The sequence below is a fragment of the Amycolatopsis sp. CA-211722 genome (assembly GCF_056828465.1).
The window spans coordinates 7,772,520-7,790,869 of sequence record NZ_CP184752.1; the positions used below are offsets into that span (position 1 = coordinate 7,772,520).

Annotated in this window: 14 protein-coding genes; 7 read left to right on the forward strand and 7 right to left on the reverse strand. The window is 69.8% G+C overall.

Features of this window, described 5'->3' with window-relative positions:
- Nucleotides 1-6: 6 nt before the first annotated feature.
- The 4 genes from ACOCEP_RS35645 to ACOCEP_RS35660 form a co-directional block, all read right to left on the reverse strand.
- A complete protein-coding gene (locus tag ACOCEP_RS35645) occupies nt 7-1,890 on the reverse strand; it encodes a serine/threonine-protein kinase (RefSeq protein WP_482333944.1) in 1,884 nt (627 codons plus the stop codon).
- Between the two features lie 49 nt (nt 1,891-1,939).
- On the reverse strand, nt 1,940-4,156 hold the full coding sequence (locus ACOCEP_RS35650; protein ID WP_482333945.1) for a heavy metal translocating P-type ATPase: 2,217 nt from the start codon (nt 4,154-4,156) through the stop codon (nt 1,940-1,942).
- Between the two features lie 563 nt (nt 4,157-4,719).
- Nucleotides 4,720-5,841: a DUF6801 domain-containing protein gene (locus ACOCEP_RS35655; protein ID WP_482333946.1), complete on the reverse strand. Its 1,122-nt coding sequence runs from the start codon at nt 5,839-5,841 to the stop codon at nt 4,720-4,722.
- Between the two features lie 72 nt (nt 5,842-5,913).
- Complete coding sequence (locus ACOCEP_RS35660; protein ID WP_482333948.1) at nt 5,914-7,146, reverse strand: DUF6801 domain-containing protein; 1,233 nt, start codon at nt 7,144-7,146, stop codon at nt 5,914-5,916.
- A 488-nt stretch (nt 7,147-7,634) separates the two neighbouring features.
- On the opposite strand from ACOCEP_RS35660, the gene ACOCEP_RS35665 reads away from it, so the two are divergent.
- The 3 genes from ACOCEP_RS35665 (at nt 7,635) to ACOCEP_RS35675 (ending at nt 10,124) form a co-directional block, all read left to right on the forward strand.
- On the forward strand, nt 7,635-8,207 hold the full coding sequence (locus ACOCEP_RS35665; RefSeq protein WP_482333950.1) for a hypothetical protein: 573 nt from the start codon (nt 7,635-7,637) through the stop codon (nt 8,205-8,207).
- Between the two features lie 155 nt (nt 8,208-8,362).
- Complete coding sequence (locus tag ACOCEP_RS35670) at nt 8,363-9,577, forward strand: lipase family protein (RefSeq protein WP_482333952.1); 1,215 nt, start codon at nt 8,363-8,365, stop codon at nt 9,575-9,577.
- 7 nt (nt 9,578-9,584) lie between these two features.
- The gene (locus tag ACOCEP_RS35675) at nt 9,585-10,124 is read left to right on the forward strand and encodes a GtrA family protein (RefSeq protein ID WP_482333954.1); all 540 of its coding nucleotides are present in this window, start codon (nt 9,585-9,587) and stop codon (nt 10,122-10,124) included.
- Here the strand turns inward: ACOCEP_RS35675 and ACOCEP_RS35680 are convergent.
- Nucleotides 10,064-11,260 carry a PucR-like N-terminal domain-containing protein gene (locus tag ACOCEP_RS35680; RefSeq protein WP_482333956.1) on the reverse strand — a complete coding sequence of 399 codons (1,197 nt, stop codon included), beginning with the start codon at nt 11,258-11,260 and terminating at the stop codon, nt 10,064-10,066. The two genes, ACOCEP_RS35675 and ACOCEP_RS35680, sit on opposite strands and share 61 nt — an antisense overlap.
- Nucleotides 11,261-11,573: 313 nt before the next feature.
- Between ACOCEP_RS35680 and ACOCEP_RS35685 the strand changes: the two genes are divergently transcribed.
- From ACOCEP_RS35685 to ACOCEP_RS35700, 4 genes are all read left to right on the forward strand, one after another.
- Nucleotides 11,574-12,794 (forward strand): PucR-like N-terminal domain-containing protein, encoded by a 1,221-nt coding sequence (locus ACOCEP_RS35685; RefSeq protein ID WP_482333958.1) that lies wholly within the window; start codon nt 11,574-11,576, stop codon nt 12,792-12,794.
- A gap of 338 nt (nt 12,795-13,132) precedes the next feature.
- Complete coding sequence (locus ACOCEP_RS35690; protein WP_482333960.1) at nt 13,133-14,122, forward strand: alpha/beta fold hydrolase; 990 nt, start codon at nt 13,133-13,135, stop codon at nt 14,120-14,122.
- A 340-nt stretch (nt 14,123-14,462) separates the two neighbouring features.
- Nucleotides 14,463-15,653, forward strand: coding sequence for a PucR-like N-terminal domain-containing protein (locus ACOCEP_RS35695; protein ID WP_482339878.1), 1,191 nt, complete (start codon nt 14,463-14,465; stop codon nt 15,651-15,653).
- A 37-nt stretch (nt 15,654-15,690) separates the two neighbouring features.
- The gene (locus ACOCEP_RS35700; RefSeq protein ID WP_482333962.1) at nt 15,691-16,935 is read left to right on the forward strand and encodes a PucR family transcriptional regulator; all 1,245 of its coding nucleotides are present in this window, start codon (nt 15,691-15,693) and stop codon (nt 16,933-16,935) included.
- Between the two features lie 273 nt (nt 16,936-17,208).
- Here the strand turns inward: ACOCEP_RS35700 and ACOCEP_RS35705 are convergent, their stop codons facing one another.
- Complete coding sequence (locus ACOCEP_RS35705) at nt 17,209-17,835, reverse strand: hypothetical protein (RefSeq protein WP_482333964.1); 627 nt, start codon at nt 17,833-17,835, stop codon at nt 17,209-17,211.
- 11 nt (nt 17,836-17,846) lie between these two features.
- Nucleotides 17,847-18,350 (reverse strand): hypothetical protein, encoded by a 504-nt coding sequence (locus ACOCEP_RS35710; protein ID WP_482333965.1) that lies wholly within the window; start codon nt 18,348-18,350, stop codon nt 17,847-17,849.

An 18,350-nucleotide genomic window follows, 5' to 3' on the forward strand; every position in this document is an offset into this window, starting at 1 on the left:
TCAGCCCTAGGGTTTCGGAAGTTTCGGCAGCAGCGCCCCGGCGAAGCCCTTCGCCTTCTCGCAGGCTTCGCCGGCGGTCATCTTGGTCCCGCTGGTCCCGACCGTCAGCTCGACGTTCTCCCCGTCGCGTTCGCTGACGGACCGATGCTGCCAGGTCAGCGAGCAGGTGGAGCGCGCGATGCCGTCGTCCACCTTGGCCAGGTACACCTTGGCACCGCCGAGATCCAGGGTGGCGACCTCCGTGTAGTACGAGTCCTTCGATTGCGCGGGCGGGTACGCGCGCACGAAGTTCAGGCGGACGTTGCCCGCGGCGTCGTACCGGCATTGGTGCAGGTGTTCGCGGATGGTCTCGACGACCGGCCCGATCAGCCGGTCCGTGGTCGCGGGGCCGAGGATCGCGCACGGGTCCAGCGGAGCCAATGTGCCCGCCGGGAGCTCGCGCTCGTGGCCTCCGGCGCGGATCCGCTTGATCGCGTCGGCGAGCGCCGCCTTCACCACCGAGCAGGCCTGGTCCTTTGTGGACAGCCTGTTCACGTCGACGCTCAGCTTGGTGTTCGGCAGGCCACTGACCGGGACGGCGACCGCGCACGTGTCGCCGGACCCCTTGACACGCAGCGGAAGGCCTTCCAGCTCGCCGCCTGCCTCGCCTTCCACCAGGTCACCGCCGACGCTCAGCTCCAGCCACTCACCCGAGGGCGACGAGTACGTGCACGAGTCGAACTGGATGTCGATCTCCGTGCTCAGCTTGCCGAATCCCGGCACGTCCCGGCCGGCGAGCACCTTGCACAGGTCGACGCGACGCAGGTTGTCCGGGCCGAGCGGATCCTGGTTGACCGGGGTGGCGACCGGTTCGTCCGGCTGCGGCGGCGAACTCGGCGCGACGGCGGCCGGCGGCGGATCGTCCCCGGAGAGCGAGACCGCCGCGACGGTGCCGCCCGCCAGCAGCACCACGGCGGCCGCGGCCAGTCCCGCGTACAGGCCCCGCCGGGATCGCTTCGGCGGTGGCGGGTTCAGCAGCCGCCGGACCTCGGCCTGCTGTGTCTCGATGAGGTGCGAAACCACCGGCGGCCACGGGCTGGTCATCGGCGGGATGGGGCCGAGCCGTTCCAGGACCCAGGCGGGTGACGGCCGGTCGGCCGGGTTCTTCGCCAGGCACGGCTCGACGATCTGCCGCAGCTCCGGCGCCAGCTGCCGCAGGTCGGGCTGGAGGTGCACGACGTTGTACAAGGTGTGCGGAGTGGACGTCCCGGTGAAGGGGCCGCGTCCGGTCACGGCCATCACCAGCAGCGCGCCGAACGAGAACATGTCGCTCGCCGGGGTCAGCGGCTTCCCCTCGGCCTGTTCCGGGGACATGAACCCGGGCGAACCGATGACGGCGCCGGTGTGCGTGAGCTCGGAGTCGCCTTCGACGGCGCGCGCGATGCCGAAGTCGATCACCCGGGGGCCGTCACCGGTGAGGATGACGTTGCTGGGCTTCAGGTCGCGGTGGATCAGCCCGGCGCGGTGGATGTCGCCCAGCGCCAGCGCGAGCCCGGCGGCGAGATGACGGACCGCCACCGGCGGCAGCGGCCCGGCGGCGGAGACCGCCTCCGACAGCGCCGGCCCGGGCACGAACACCGACGCCAGCCACGGTGTCGGTGCGTTCGGGTCGGCGTCCATCACCGGCGCGGTGTACGCGCCGGACACCAGGCGGGAGGTTTCGACCTCCCGGCGGAACCGCTCGCGAAAGCCCGGATCGTGCGCGAAACCCGGGTGGACCTGCTTGATCGCGACCAGGCGGCCGTCGGTGGAGATCCCGAGCAGCACCCGGCCCATCCCGCCCTCGCCGAGCGCGGCGAACACCCGGTAGCGCCCCACGGCGGTGGGTTCGCCGGTGTTCAACGGCTTCACGAAGGCCCCCTTGTCCCGAGGGGCGATGGTACAAAACCACCCGCAAGTGTCACGCGTCGCGTCGGAAGTCCTTGAGCCGGAGGCTGTTGGACACGACGAGCACCGAGGACAGCGACATCGCCGCCCCGGCGATCAGCGGGTTCAGCAGGCCGAACGCGGCCAGCGGGATCGCGGCGACGTTGTAGCCGAACGCCCAGGCCAGGTTCCCCCGGATGATCCGCAGGGTGCGGTCGGCCAGCCGGATGGCGTCGGGGACCACGCGCAGGTCTTCCCGGACCAGCACCATGTCGGCCGAGCGCACCGCGATGTCGCTGCCCTGTGCCATCGCCATGCCGAGATCCGCGGTGGCCAGCGCCGGACCGTCGTTGATGCCGTCGCCGACCATCGCGACGCGCGCTCCCCCGGCCCGCAGCTCCTCGATGACCGCGGCCTTTTCCGCGGGCAGCACCCCGGCGCGCACGTCGGAGACACCGATCTCGTCCGCGACCACACGGGCCGCGGTTTCGTTGTCGCCGGTCAGGAGCACGGTCCGCAGGCCGAGCGCGTGCAGGGCCTCGACGGCCGTCCGTGCCGACGGCTTCACGACGTCGCGGATCGCCAGCTGCCCGGCGAACAGGCCGTCGACCGCGACGAGGATCGCCGTGGTGCCGTCCTCCGCCGTGAAGCCGTCGGGCGCGGTGATCCCGCGTTCGGCGAACAACCGCGCGTTGCCGACGAGGACTTCCCGCCCCTCGACCTCGCCCTTCGCGCCGAGCCCGGGCAGGGCGCCGAATCCTTCGACCGGGGGCAGATCCGGCAGTTCCGCCCGCACCGCGGTCACCACGGCCGCCGCGACGGCGTGTTCCGAACCGGCCTCCACGGCCCCGGCGAACCGCAGCAGCTCGCCGAGCGTGAACCCGTCGGCGGGGCGGCAACCGGTGACGGTCATCTTCCCTGTGGTGACCGTGCCGGTCTTGTCCAGTACGACGGTGTCCACGGTGCGGCTCGCCTCCAGCGCGTCCGGCCCCTTGATGAGGATGCCGAGCTGGGCGCCGCGGCCGACCCCGGCCATCAGCGCGGTCGGCGTCGCCAGCCCGAGCGCGCACGGACAGGCGATGATGAGGACGGCGACGGCCGCCGCGAACCCCTCGCGGACGGGTGCCCCGCCGAGCAGCCAGGCCGCGAGCGTCACCACGGCCACGCCGAGCACGGCGGGGACGAACACCGCGCAGATGCGGTCGACCAGACGTTGCACCGCGGCCTTGCGGGCCTGCGCTCGTTCGGCCAGCGCGGTCATCTGAGCCAGCTGGGTGTGCGTGCCGACCGCGGTCGCGCGGACGACGAGCCTGCCGTCCCGGTTCACCGAAGCGCCGACGACCCGGTCCCCGGTGGCGACCTCCGCGGGCACCGGCTCACCGGTCACCGCACTGACGTCCACAGTAGACAGTCCGTTGTGGACGAAACCGTCGGCGGCGATCGACTCCCCCGGCTTGACCACGAACAGGTCCCCGACGACCAGCTCGCCGACCGGGACCATACGCTCGACACCGTCCCGCAGCACCCGGACGTCCTTGGCGGCCAAGGCGTCCAGCGCGGCCAGAAGCCCGGCGGCGCTGCGCCTGGACCGGCTCTCGAAGTACCGGCCCGCCAGCAGGAAGGTGGTCACCCCGGCGGCGACGTCGAGGTAGATCGCGTCGGCGCCGGCCGCCGTCGGGCCGAAGCCGATCCAGTACCCGGGCTCCGTGCCGCCCGCGAAGGCGGACCACGCCGACCACGCGAACGACGAAAGCACACCCAGCGACACCAAAGTGTCCATACTGGACGACCGATGACGGAGGTTCCGCAGCGTGGCGCGGTGGAACGGCAGCGCGGACCAGAACACGACCGGAACGGCCAAGGCGAGGCACAGTAGTTCCCAGCCCGGGAACCGCAGGCGCGGCACCAGCGCGAGGGTGATCGAGAGGTTCCCCAGCGGGATCGCCAGCAGCGCGGCGACCACGAGCCGTCGACGGAGATCCCGGACGCGGGCGAAGCCGAGGTCCGGATCCTCTTCGCCGCGGATCTCCGCCGTGTAGCCGGACTTGCGGACCCGCTCGACGAGCACGTCGTCGGCCAGCGCTTCGGGCACCTGCACGGTGGCGCGCTCGGTCGCGTAGTTCACCGACGCGCGGACGCCGTCCAGTTTGTTCAACGTGCGTTCCACCCGCGCCGAACAGGCGGCGCAGGTCATCCCCGACACGGTCAGTTCCACCGTGCGGACGGCGGACTCCGGCGCGGAAATCGTCATTCGTGGCACTCCCAGGATTCACCAGTGGTTCCTCGGTGGCGGAACAGGTGTCCGGGTCGTGTCGCGAGGCAGATTACCGCCGCCGGGAACCGGGGCCGCCACCGGCCCGACTACTGCGGTGGTGGTGGAAACAGGTGCCGGGAGCCGGTCGTGCGGGTTCGGGTGTCGGTGATCCGACGGACGACACGCGTGATGGTCTCTTCCCAGTACATGAAGGCCCCCTTCTTGTATCTAGGCGCCAGGGGCCCGGCAAAGTCGATTGGTGCAGCTCGCGGTGCTTGCTCGAGGAGTGTGGTGCGGGCTCGGTCGCGGTGTCCCCAATGTGGCATTGGGGACACCGAACGAACGCGCGCCTGGCGCCGGTGAACAGCGTGAGCACGACTTCGCCGGGACCCTGACCTAGGCGCAAGGGTGGGGACCTTCACGTACTGGGCAAGGTGTGGAGGTCGAGTTTCCTCGGCTGAGCCGAGGGAAGGGGGCCTTCACGCGCGGCCGCTGCGCCTGCTGTGGCCTTCACTACCCGCCCAAGACACCCGAATCGCCGCTCACGACCACCGCGGACACTAGGCCTGGCGCGGGGTCAGCGTGAGTTCGAAGGTGTTGCCGTCCCCCTGGAAGAGCGTGCTCACATAGGAGGTGAAAGCGCCGCAGCCGGTCAACGGCGCCAGCGAGTAGGTGCCGCGCAGCGCGCCGCCCTTCGCCATGGTGAAACCGTCGGCGGTGCGCAGTTCCGCGGTCGACGGGGCCGATGTCCGGCAGCCCGGCCCGGTGCTGACCGGCATACCGACGAGCGTCACCAGCGGGAGAACGGTGGCGAACCGGGATCGCGCGACGAAACCGGTCCCGGCGAGGTCGCCGCCCTGCGGCCCGTCGGCGACGAACTCCAGATCGGCCGAACCCGGCAGGAAGCCGAACAGCCGGAAGTCGGTATGCGCCTTTTCGAACGCCGGGCCACCGCTGAACACCGTCGCGGCGGTCGGGCTCAGGTCGAAGCTGCCGGTCAGCGGCGCGTCGGCACCGAGTGCCTTGACGCCGGTCTTCCCGGCGATCGCGAACCGGTGCCCCGCGGGCTTGTCGCCGAGTTCGAAGGAGAGCAGGACCGGATCCTGGCCAGGGTCGAGCGTGCAGTCCGAGGTGAAAGAGCCGAGCCCGGTGAAGGAGCCATCGGCCTTCTTCGGGGTGAGCCGGGTGGTGAAGTCGCCGACGGTCAGCGTCGTCTTGCCCGGTTTCGCCAGCGTGATGGTGGGCACGGAGCCGGTCGCCACCGGGCCGAACGAACCGGACGGCGGGACGTCGGTTTTCGCGACGTTCAGCGGGATGCGTACCGGGAGCGGGTTCGCGTCGCCGTTGACCAGTGTCACGCCGGCCGCCGCGGTGCCCTCGATGGTGGCGGCGCCGACGAGATTGAGGCCACGCGCGGCCTTGTCCGGCACGGTCACCGTGATGGTCAGCCCGGAAGTGGTGAGCGTGCCGCCGGGCGCCGCCGGCACCTCGAAGTCGGCCTTGATGTTCACGTCGAGTTTCTGCAGCCCGATCAGCGGGAACGGGCAGGTGAACGACAATTTCTTGTCGACGGGCGTACCGGCGGCCGCGCTGCGGACGGCGACGAACAGCAGGCAGCCCGCCGTGAGCAGGACGGTGAGGCCCGCCGCGAGCAGCATCCGGACGTTGATGCGAAGGGGCATGGTCGCCTTCCTGGACGCGCGGAAACGGCACCGGTCCCCGTCACGGAACGCGACGGGGACCGGTGGCCTGACTTACTTCTTGGTGAGGTTCAGATCGAGCGTGTTGCCGTCGCTCTTGGCGAACGCGCTGACCCAGTCGTTCAGCTGACCGCAGTTCTGCAGGGCGGACAGCGAGTAGGTGCCGGTGAGCTTCCCGCCCTTGAGCAGGTCGAAGTCCGGACCGGTGGTCATCTCACTGGTGGACGGGCTGACCGTGCCGCACTTCGGGTCGTTGCTGATGGGGATCCCGAAGATCTGCACGCTCGGCAGGAACACGTTGAACTTGATGTGCGCCTTGAACCCGGTGCCGACGAGTTCACCGGTCTGCTTGCCGACCTGTTCGACCTTGATCTCCGAACGGCCGTCGATGAACCCGAACAGCTTGAACTGGGTGGACGACGGGTCGAGCTTCAGGTCACCGGTGAACGTCTTCGACGCGAGATCCACGTCCGCGTCGAAACCACCGTTGATCGCCGCGGTGCTGCCGAGCGACTTCAGCGCGGTCTGTCCCTTGATGCCGAACGCGTACTTGATCCCGCCGCCACCGGGCGTGGTGGTGGTAGTGGGCGGGGTCGTCGGCGTGGTCGGCGTCGTGGGGGTGGTGGTGGGCGTGGTCGGGGTGGTGGGCGTGGTCGTGCCGCCACCGCCGTCACCGATCTTGATCGTGGCCAGGGTGTTGTTCTGGCCGGGATCCTGCGTGCACGGCGCGTCGATCGTGCCGTCCGGCGTGATGCCGGTGACCGAACCGTCGGCCTTGCGCGGGGTGACCTTCAGCCGCAGGTCGCCCACGGTGATCTTCGCCTCGCCGGGCTGGTTGAAGGTCAGCGAAGGCGTCTTGCCCGCCGCGTTGACCGTCATCTCGCCCGAGGTGGGGATGTTCTGCTTGGCGATGTCGTTCGGGACGCTGACCGGGAGGTTGAGCCCCGGTGCCGCCACGGTCGCCGCCGCGATGGCCTGGCCTTCCAGCGTGGTCGCACCGATCAGGTTGAGCCCGCTGACCGTGTCCGCGTTGATCGTGGAGACGGCCTTGATGTCGAACGTGCCGGTCGGCTGACCGGTCTTGACCGACAGCGGAAGATCGGTGTTGATCACCACCTTCAGCGACTGCGACCCCACGAGCGGCAGGTCGCAGTGATAGTTGAGCGGGAGCGAGATCGGATCGGCGACACTGGACTGCGCCCCGACCACGAGTACCGCGGCGGCAAGCCCCACGGCACCGGCAGCGGCGGCGGCGACCGCCTTCTTGGTTCCTCTTCGGTGACTCACGATCGTCCTTCCGTGGTATCAACGATGATACGAAACGGCGTACAATTCCCCAGAGCAATGAATATCGGCCCGGGAGAATTCTCCGGGTAGCGACGATGTCTGACGGATCGCAACCGAACAGTAAACTAACGACGCGTCCGCACCGCTATCAAGTGCTTCACCGGAAAAATCGACCGGCCGCCGGTAAATTGTCACACAGACACGGTGGAACCGGGTGGTTCCTAGTAGCGACACATGGGTTTCCCCAGTTCAGAGCCAGGTGAGACCGCTCGCGGAACCGCTGACGAGGATGACAATCGCGCCCCTGAAAACTATCTCGCACATGCCAATCGACCTTTTCCGGGCCGTCGCCGCCTTGCCTGCCGTAATCTTTCGTGAGTAACCTCGCGGTTCAGCAAGCCGGTCACCGCCGACCATCGTGGAATCGCGCTCGGCGCGGGCGGGGCAGGCTCTCTTTCGCCGAATTCGACGGGGAAACCATGAAAAGAATGCGCCGCACGGCAGCGCGAATCGCGTTCGCCGCCGTCTCCACGACCGCCGCGGCGGTCCTGCTGGGCGCCTGCGGGTCGGACGAACCCGCGGACGCCGGCAAGCACGCGGACCCGGCCGCGCTCGCCTGGGTGGACAAGGTGTGCTCCGGCGTCGCGACGGGCTCGGCGAAGCTGTCCAAGCCGCCCGCGTTCGATCCCGCCGACCCGCAGGGGACCAAGACCGCCATGGTGGGCTTCCTGAACTCGCTCTCCGCCGCCCTCGACGACATGGCGGGCGGAATCCGGAACGCCGGTGTGCCGCCGGTCCCGGAGGGACAGTCCGCTGTGGACAAGGCCACCACCACCCTCGGCGAGACCAAGTCGAAGGTGTCCGCCACGCTGACCCGGATGCAGGACGCGAAGGTCACCGACCAGGCGAGCCTGCAGAAGGTGGTCGCCGAAGCCGACAGCACGATGAGCGGATTGAGTGAGCCGGAAGGCCCGATCAAGCATCTGCGCGCCAACCCCGAACTGGAGCTCGCGTTCGCCGAGTCCACGACCTGCCGCCAGGTCTACGGCGGCAGCGCCTGAGTCCCGTGCCCGGCGCGGAAGCGGTGTCGCGAAAGCCACTTTCACAACCGTCAAGGTTGCGAAAGTGGCTTTCGCAACGCGCCGATGCCCGGGACTGGCCCGCGCGTGCACTACCCGAATCCGACATTGAGTCCACCCGCTCTGGAGGCCCGGCCGTGCCGACCCCGTTCCCCCGCCCGTCCCGCCGGACACTCGCCGTCGCGCTGGCGATCGTCCTGTCCGCCGGTCTCGTGACCGTGCTGAGCGGGAGCCCGGCGAGTTCCGCCGCCCCGGCGGCGTCCGACGACGCGTTCTACACCCCGCCGTCCCCGCTCCCGGCGGGCAAACCGGGTGACATCATCCGCTCGCGGGTCTCGAAAGCCGGTCCGCGTAAGGATTCCGTCAACGCGTGGCAGGTGATGTACCTGTCGACGGACGCCCTCGGGCGGCCGGACGCGGTGACCGGGACCGTGCTGGTGCCGAAGAACGTGGACCCGGCGAAGGCGCCGATCGTCTCGTTCGGCGCCGGTACGCACGGCCCGGCGTTCGGCTGCACTCCCTCGAAGATGATCGACATCGGCGCGTTCTACGAGCAGTCCGGCCTCGACGACGCGCTCGACGCCGGATTCGCCGTCGCCCTCACCGACTACGAGGGCTATCGCCAGGATCCGAAGACGACGTACGTGGTCGGGCGTTCGGAAGGACCGGCGATGATCGACGTGGTCCGCGCCGCGCAACGCCTGCCGGAGGCGAAGCTGTCCACCGACGCCAAAGTGCTCTTCCGCGGGTACTCGCAGGGCGGCGGGGCCGCGGCCTGGGCAGGCGAAGTTCAGCCGGCCTACGCGCCGGAGCTGAACCTCGTCGGTGTCGCCGCCGGCGGCGTGCCGGCCGACCTCGTCCAGGTCACCTTGCAACTCGACGGGAAATTCGGTTTCGGCGTCTTCGCCTATGCCCTGATCGGCCTGGACAACGCCTATCCCGAACTGAAACTGGACTCGTTCCTCAGCGACAACGGCCGCGTGAAGCTGGCGGAGATGCAGAAGAGCGCTTGCACGTTCGAGCTGCTCACGACGTACGCGAACCAGAAGATCGCCGACTACACGACCAGCGCCGGTTACGTGCGGCCGGAATGGGTGAAGCGGCTCAACGAGAACAAGCTCGGCGGCACTCCGCCCAAGGTCCCGGTGTTCCTCTACCACGCCACCCAGGACCAGCTCGTGCAGTTCGCCCAGGCCGACGCGCTGCACAAGGCCTACTGCGCGGCCGGGGTCAAGACGACCTGGAAGACCTTCGACACCGACCACATCACGGCGGTCTACACCGGCAACGCCGACGTGCTCGCCTTCCTCAAGGACCGGGTCGCGGGCGCCCCGGCGACGTCGAACTGCTGAGCGGGCGGTGCTCGGAAAAGCCCCGGCATCCTTTGCGGACGACGGTGCGCGGGCCGGTGAGCGGCGTGAGCTGCTCCGGTTCGCCACCGTCGGCCTCGCCGCCTTCGGGCTCACGCTCGGGGTCTATTACGGGCTGAAAATCACCGTCCTGCAAGAGAAACCGGTCACGGCGCTCGCGATCGCGACCGTCGTGGCGACCGCCTTCGCGTATCTGTCGTCCCGGCGCTGGGCGTTCCACACCCGCGGTGGCAGGCGCGGATTCCCGGAAGCGGTGTTGTTCTTCACCGTGAACGCGATCGCCGTGACGATCACCCTGGGCCCGCCGCTGATCTCGCGCTACGTCCTGCGGCTCGAGGTGCCCGAGGTCAGCTTCCTCGCCCAGGAGATCGCCGACTTCGTCAGCGGGATGCTGCTGGGCACCGCGGCGGGTTCGGTGTTCCGCTGGTGGGGCTACCGCCGCTGGGTGTTCCCGGTGGCGGGAGCTCGTCAGACGTCGGCGGGGCGCAGCCGTTCCGCACGCAGCGCCAGCTCGATCCGCAACCGCTGATCCGGATCGTCCAGGCGTTCGCCGAACAGTTCCGTGAGCCGCCGCAGCCGTGCCCGCACCGTCTGCGGATGCACGGCGAGCCGCCGGGCGATCTCGGGCGCGCTCCCCCTCGTCTGCACCTGCGTGAGCAGGGTCGCCGCCAGTTCGTCGTGCTGGCGCGGCGCCAGCCCCGACAACGGTTCGAGCGCCTCTCCGGCGAGCCGGTCGAGCAGGAATTCGTCGGCGAGCAGCAGCAGTGTGGTGATGTGCTCCTCGCACCACAGCACGGGGCCGACCGTCGTGATCATTCCCCGCCGGGTGAGTTCGGAGGCTCGCGAGGCGATCCGGAAGGACTCGGCGGCCTGCGCGGCCGGAACCGACACCCCGACCGTCGCCGACCAGCCGGACGGCAGGTCCCGCAGACCGCCGAGGTCGGCCTCCGGGCAGGCCACCAGCGCGCCGGGCGTGTCCGAGACGAGGTCCACCGGAACCGCCGGGGGCAGCAGGCCGGGCGGGAACGACGGCGCGCCGGGCGCCGCGGTGAAGACGACCGCGGTGATCCGTTCGGGGATGCGCCAGCCGATCGCGACGGCGAGCGCGCCCGCGTCGGCCTGGCTGTACCCGGAGCCACCGGTCAGCAGCCGGAACAGCCTGGCCCGCTGCTCCGCCGGCCCCGTGGCCTCGGCCTGCGCGGCGTTGTACCCGTCCGTCAGCGCCATCGTCACCTCGACGACGTCACCGAAGAGGCACTCCGCCGCGCCGTAGAGGACGTCGCCGGGCAGCTGGAGCCGGCGGCCGATCGCGGCGATCGAACGCCACAGCACCCGGCTCGAGACCCTGAACGCCGCCTGCGCGGCCTCCCGGCTGAGTCCTTGCTGGAACGCGATCCGGCCCTGCGCGCGGAAGTCCACCAGGAGGTCGTTCTGCAGGAGTTCGGGGACGCCGACCCGATCGATGGCGCGTTCGATGCTGCGCCTGCTCAGCTCGACGGCCGCGGCACGGGCCTCGCCGTCACTGAACACTTCCGCGCATTCGCCTATCTCGGCCACCACGGCATCGACACAGTGCCGGGCGATCGCCGGGATCCGCGGGCGGACGGCGTCACCGAGCTCCCTCGGAAGGCGTTCCCACAACACGCCGACGGGCTGCCAGCTCACGTGTGCGATCCCCCGTTGTGAAGTAGGACGACGATTACGGGCACCCATTCCCTTTCGTCCGCGCGCCACCGGCGCACTCGAATGCACGGAGCGTAGAACCGTCCACACATCCGTGTCAAAAGACGTCACACCGAAACGCCCGCTCGTTGTCACGTGGCTGAGCGTCGCGACTTTCCGTTGCAAATTCAACGTCACATTCGGGGTACACGCCGTCCGCCGATCCAGTACAAACGGCCCGCACCGTTCCCGTCGTTCCGACGCGGTTATGCAAACGGATTCACGTTTTCTTCCGGCGTTCGAAGAAAGTCAAAGGGTGGTCTTGGTGGTCCAGTATCGCGGTTTCGACATGCTGGCGACGTTGCCGCGTTCGCTCGGCGAAGAACTGCGTCCGTATACCGGGCACGCCGCGGCCGCCATGGTCAACCAGGTTCAGCGTTCGGTCTCCGCCTATTCGCGGCCCTTGCGCGGTGTCTTCGGTCGCGTCCTGGTCGTCTCCTGCGACCGGGCGGTGCGGCACTACGTCGACTGCATCGGCGACCCGGACGTGCCCCACGATCGGTGGATCGACTTCTACCGCATGCGCGGGCGGATCGAGTTCACCGAGGGCCGCAGCCTGGAACCGTTGCACGACAGCGTGACCATCGGCGCGCGGGCGGCGTGGCGGGCGATGCGGCCCATCGTGCGCGGGCTCGGCGTCGGCCTCGACGTCATCGCGCTCGCGGCCGAGTCCGTCTTCGTCTACGTGGACGAACTGTGCGCCACGACGATCGAGGGGTACCAGGAGGCGGAAGCCAGGGCGGCGGGCGCGATCCCGCTCCGGCGCCGCCGTCTGCTCGAATTGATCGCCCAGGCGCCGGAAGGATCCGCGTGCAGCATCACCAGCCTCGCCGAAGGTGCCGGCTGGCGGGTTCCAGGGGCCGCGGCCATGGTCGCGCTCCAGCGCGCTCCCGGCGCACCGGACTTCCCGGTCCACCTCCTGGACACCACCGTGCTGGCCGATCTCGACGCGGCCGAGCCGTACCTGCTCACCGCGGATCCGGACACCGATCTCGCCCCGCTGAAGGACGCACTGGACCGCTGGCGCGTGGCGGTCTCCCCCGTCGTGCCGCTCTCCGACGCCCCCGCCGCCCTCCGCACCGCGCGCCGCGCGCTACTGCTGAACAGCGACGACGCGCCCGGTCCGGTCATCTGGTGCCGGGATCATCTCGCCACGCTGTGGCTGCTCGCCGAGGACTTCCTCGGTGCCGAACTCGCCAAGCAGAGCCTCGACCCGTTCACCTCCCTGAGCGGGAAACAGCAGGAGCGGCTCAGCGAAACCCTGCTGGCGTGGCTGGAAACGCGCGGCGGGGCGCCGGAGATCGCACAGCGGCTCGGCGTCCATCCGCAAACCGTGCGGAACCGCCTCCGTCAACTGGAAGACCTGTTCGGCGACCGCCTCAAGGACGCCGACGACCGGCTGAACATGCAGCTCGCGCTCCGCGCGCAGCGGCTCATGCGCGCCCACCACCGCGACGAAGGGTCGTCAGGGAGCTGACCCGCCGGACCCGGCGTTCCGGCGGCCGCACGATGGGAAGCACCCAGCGGAGGCCTCGGCGGGCACGCTTCGTCCTCGGCTGATCGACGTGGAAGTCCGCCCGGCAGGCCATCGCGTTCTCCGTCGTTACGGGTGTTCACCGACGCTTTCCTGAATACCGGGACGACCGGAAAATGTCGATGCGCGATCGACCTGTCCGCGCGGTTTTGGCATCCGCCTCGGGGTCGGCCCCGGCATTCTTGTCACCCGGGTCGCAAGTGTCGGAAGTATCCGGCGACACGCTGACGCACCCGGCGTTCTACCCGTTATTTTGATTCCTGACAACGGAAAGGCGGGACATGGCCCTCGAAGCGCGCACACTGACCCTGCACGGGCGGGAAATCCGGCTACGGGAATACGTTCCGTCCACAAAGGACACCGCGGGCGAACCGCTCGTGCTGCTGCACGGGATCTCGGGCAGCAGCGAGACCTGGGTCCCGCTGCTCGACCATTTCGAGCGGAGCGGCTTCGGGCGCCATGTCCTCGCCCCTGATCTGCCGGGCCATGGTGATTCGGCCGCCCCTCGGGCCGATTACGGCCTCGGCGCGATGGCCAGCGTGGTCCGCGATGTCCTCGCGCTCACCCGGAACCGGCACGCGACCATCGTCGGGCATTCCCTCGGCGGCGGGATCGCGATGCAGTTCGCCTACCAGTTCCCCGAGATGTGCGCCCGGCTGGTGCTGGTGGGCAGCGCCGGGCTCGGCCCGCAGGTGTCCCCGGTCCTGCGCGCGACGGCTTTGCCGGGCGCCAACGCGACACTCACCCTCGCGGTCAACCCGGTCACCGTCGCGATCGCCCGCGGGATCGCCGCCGCGGGCCGCTCGCTCGGCGGAAAGCTCTCTCCCGAAACCCGGGAGCTGACTCGTCACTTCGCGTCACTGGCCGACCCTGGCAGGCGGCGGGCGTTCCTGTTCATCGCGCGCAGCCTGATCGACCTCAGGGGTCAGCGCGCGAGCGCGATCGACAAGCTCTATCTCGCCCGGGAGGTGCCCACCCTGGTCGTCTGGGGCGCGCACGACCCGCTCATCCCGGTCGCCCACGGCCGCAAGACCGCCGAAGTGCTGCCGGACAGCCGATTGACGGTGTTCGAAAATGCGAAACACTTTCCACATGTGGCCGACCCGGCCCGGTTCGGCGACGAGCTCGGACGCTTCCTCGCCGGGACCGCACCGGCCCGGTTGAGCCTGGACGAGGTCGTCGAAGTGCTCATCCGCGCCAGCGAGGCGGCGGAAGCACCCGAAAACGCCCCGGAAAAATTGTCATCCGGGCGCCATCTCAGGCCCGCCTAAATGTCACTCGTCATCGGATCGGACCACCCGTTCGGGTGTAGTCCATCCAGGTGGCCGATCAAGCTCCCGCCAGCCGTTGACAGTCCTCTCGGCCGGATTTTATGTTGCGTGAGCCACAAAATCTGGATCGGCTTCACCGTTGAAGAGGCTGATTTTGTTGCCAGCAAGGATAAAAAACATGACCGACTTGGATACCGGATTCTCGCGGCACGATCTGCGGACCGCACGACCCGAACCCGGCGTGCGTCACCCCGCCACCCCGCTCCGCCAGCCACCGGGTCCGGTCCAGCGACCGCGCGCCTTCACGCCGGCACCGAGAACCCCAGTGGAGAACCGACCTGTGCGCAGCACCGGTGCGAATGGACTGTGGGCGTCACTGCCCAGAGACCTGGGCGAGCGGTTCCGGCCGCGGGCCGACCCCTTGGCACGAGCCATCCTGCAGGAGGTGCAACGAGCCGTCCCCGAGTACGCGCAGCCGTTGGAAGGCGCGTTCGGACAGATCATCACGCAGGGTATCCGGCAGGCGATCCTGCACTGCCTCGATACCGTCGGTCAGGGGACGGCGCCGCTCGACAAATGGTCGGCGGTGTTCCGTAACCTCGGGAAGGTCGAATTCAACGAGGGACGCAGCCTCGACTGTCTGCAGACGGCCTACCGCGTCGGCGGCCGCGTCGCGTGGCGGCACGTTTCGGAATTCGGGCAGGCGATCGGAGCGGACGCCGATCTCCTGTGCACCGCGGCCGAAGCGATTTTCGCCTACGTGGACGAGATCTCGGCCCTGTCCATCGAGGGCTATACGGCCGCGCAGGAGCGGGCCGCGGGCACCAGGGCCAGACGCAGGCGCCGGCTGCTCGAACTGATGCTCTCCGATCCCCCGTCCTCACCGCAGTCGATCGCGTCGCACGCCGCGAACGCACAATGGGCGCTGCCCACCGAGGTCACGGTCGTCGCGCTGGAGCGACGGCTCGGCCCGCTGGACCCCGACAGCGCCGATCTGGACGCCGACGTCCTGGTCGACTTCGAAGGCCCGAAGCCCTGCCTGGTCACCGGCGACCCGGACAAGCACCTGAAGGATCTCGCCGAACGGCTCCCCGGCTGGCGCGCGGTGATCGGCCCGGCCGTGCGGCTCACCGAAGCGCCGCGCTCCCTGCTGTGGGCCCGCCGCACGCTGCGGCTGATCCAGCGCGGGGTCCTTCCGGACAATCCGGTCACGCGGTACAGCGATCACCTGTCCACCCTGTGGCTGCTCGCGGACGAGTTCCTGGTCCGCGAACTGTGCACGCGCAGCCTCGCCCCGTTCGACGACCTCACCCCCAAACAGCGGGCGCGGCTCGGCGAGACGTTGCTGATCTGGCTGCAGTCCCGGGGCAGCGCTCCGGAGATCGCGAAGAAACTCAAGGTCCACCCGCAGACCGTCCGGTACCGCATGCACCAGCTCATCGATCTCTTCGGCGACCGGTTGAACAACGCCGACGACCGGCTCGACATGGAGATCGCCCTGCGCGCGGAGGCCCTGCTCGCCGACGACTGACCAGCTCAGCGTTCCCCACTCACAACGAGGTGACGAGGTGACCCGACCGCAGGACGCCCGCAGCGGGGTCGAGGCGACGTACGGACCGCTGCTCACGCCCGCCCGGCCGGGTGGGGCGAGCGGGCGTCCGGTCCAGCTCTGGGCGCTGCTGCCGAGAGAACTGGCGACCGTGTTCCGGCCAGGGCTGGGCGATACGGCCGGGGAGGTGGTCCGGGAGATCCAGCGGACCATCCCCGAGTACGCGCGGCCGCTGGACGGCGCGTTCGGGAAGGCGCTCAAGACCGGCGTGCAGATGGCGTTCGTGCAGTTCCTCGAGCGCCTCGGCAACCCCGAGGCGCCGTCGGAGGACCGGCGGAGCGTGTTCGTGAGCCTGGGTGTCCAGGAGTTCCATCAGGGCCGCAACGTCGACGTCCTCCAAGCGGCCTACCGGGTGGGCGCGAGGGTGACCTGGCGCCGGATGGCCGAAGTGGGGCGCCGTGCGGGGGTGCCTTCCGCGACGCTGTGCTTGCTGGCGGAAGCCATCTTCGCCTACATCGACGAGCTTTCGGCGCTGTCGGTCGAGGGTCACGCGGAGGCACGGGAAAAGGCCGCCGGCGCACTGGAGCGCCGGCGGCACCGCCTGATGGAACTCCTGCTCGCCGAGCCACCGTCGCCGCCCGAGGTCGTCAAACACGCCGCCGAGCTGGCCCGCTGGCAACTACCGGAGCTGCTCGTCGCCGTCGCCCTCGACCGGCCGCCGGACGAAGTACCGGCGGCTCCGCCGACCGCGCTGGCCGACTTCGAGAGCGCCTCCCCCTGCCTGCTCTTGCCCGCCCCTGAACCGGACGACCGGGACCGGTTCGCCGCGGAACTCGCCGGCTGGCGGGCCGCGATCGGCCCCGCCGTCCCACCCGTTTTCGCGGCCCGTTCGTTGCGGGCCGCCTGCGAAGCACTGCGGCTCGTCGACTCCGGCGCGCTCGCCGACGAGCCCGTGACGTGGTGCGTCGACCATCTCTCGCGGCTGTGGCTGCTCAAGGAACCCTTCCTGGCCACCGAACTCGTCCGGGAACGGCTCGGGCCGCTGGCCGGGTTGACCGGGAAACAGCATTCGCGGCTGGCCGGGACGCTGCTGGCGTGGCTGGAGACCTGCGGGAACGTGCGCGAGGTGGCGGAACGGCTCGCCGTGCACCCGCAGACGGTGCGGTCCCGTGCCCAGGAACTCGAGGCGCTGTTCGCGGACGGGCTGCGGGATCCTGAACGGCGGTTCGAGATGATCCTGGCTCTGCGGGCTGCTCCTTCGTGAGGCGTTTGCGCGTGAAGGCCCCCTTTCCTCGGCTGAGCCGAGGGAAGGGGGCCTTCACGCGCAAACGCGTCGGGTTCCGCGAGGCGACCGACGTTGCGCCGGTGTCGCGAAAGCCACTTTCGGGACATCTAACGTCGCGAAAGTGGCTTTCGCGACGAGATCGCTGAGCAGTCGCGAGCCCGGCCGCGACCGACGTTGCGAAAGCCACTTTCGCAACGTTGAAGGTTGCGAAAGTGGCTTTCGCAACCTTCGGACCAGGCATGACACCCGACGTCAGGCGGCGGCCAGGGCCGTCACTCGCCACTTCCCCTCGGCCCGTTCCGCATTCACGCTCAGCTGAGCCGCCCCCGTACTCCGCTGCCCGTCCCCCCGCACACCGGTCTGGTCCAGGAACACCAGCAGCGACGCCCGGTCCCCGTCGAGAACCTTCACCCCCGACACCACCGCGGTCGAGGTCACGACCAGTTTCTGGTCCGCCGCGAGCCCCCGGACCTGCGCGAACAGCTGGTCGTACTGTCCCAGCGCAGGCCCGGTGAGCACCTCCTTCGCGGCTTGCTCGCTCTTGGCGGGGTCGTCGTAGCGGTAGGAGAAGACCGTGCCGAGCGCCTTGCCGACCTGGTCGCCGACTTCCGCGGTGGTGGCGACGTCGGTCAGGGCGGTGTTGTGCGCCAGCACCGCCGTCACGTCCCGCGCCTCGATGGCGAACCACCCCGCGAGGCCCGCCATCACCAGCGCGACCGCGCCCAGCACCACGGCACCTCGGCGCCGCACCGGAGCAGCGGCCGGAGCCTCCTCGGAAACGTCTTCGACAGGAGGTTCGAGCACCCGGGTGCTCCCGCCCATCTTCCCGGCGACCTTCACCGCGCGCCGCGCCGGTTTGACGGTTCGTTTCGTGGTCATCCCGTCCTCCGTCAGGGCTTTCCGGTGTCGGTCACCGGCACCTGGCCGAGTGACGTCACGCGCCACCCGTCCGGTGTCCGGTTCAGGCCGGCGCGGAACCGGTTGTGCTTGGTCACCGTTTCCCCGCCTTCGGGCCGCACCTCGAGTTCGACCGAAGCGATCACCTCGGCCGTTCCGCCGCCACTGTCCACTTCGGTCACCGCGGCGTCGACGACCCGGCCGGTGGTGACGGTCTTCGCCTGGCCGATCCGGCCGAGGCCGCCTTCCCGGTCGCGCGCCAGTTCGTCGTGCAACGCGCCGCCGGAGAGGTTCAGCCAGTTCTGGTATCCCTGCTCCGCCTGCCGATAGTCCAAAGTGGTCAGAGCCGCGACGGCCTGCCTGCCCACCTGCAACGCTTCCTCGCGGACCGTCGCGCGCGCGACGCCTTCGTCGTGGCTCGCGTCCCACCAGGAGTAACCGAACCAGGCCGCCAGCGCGGTGGCCACCACGGCGAGGAACGCGGCGATGCGAGTCAT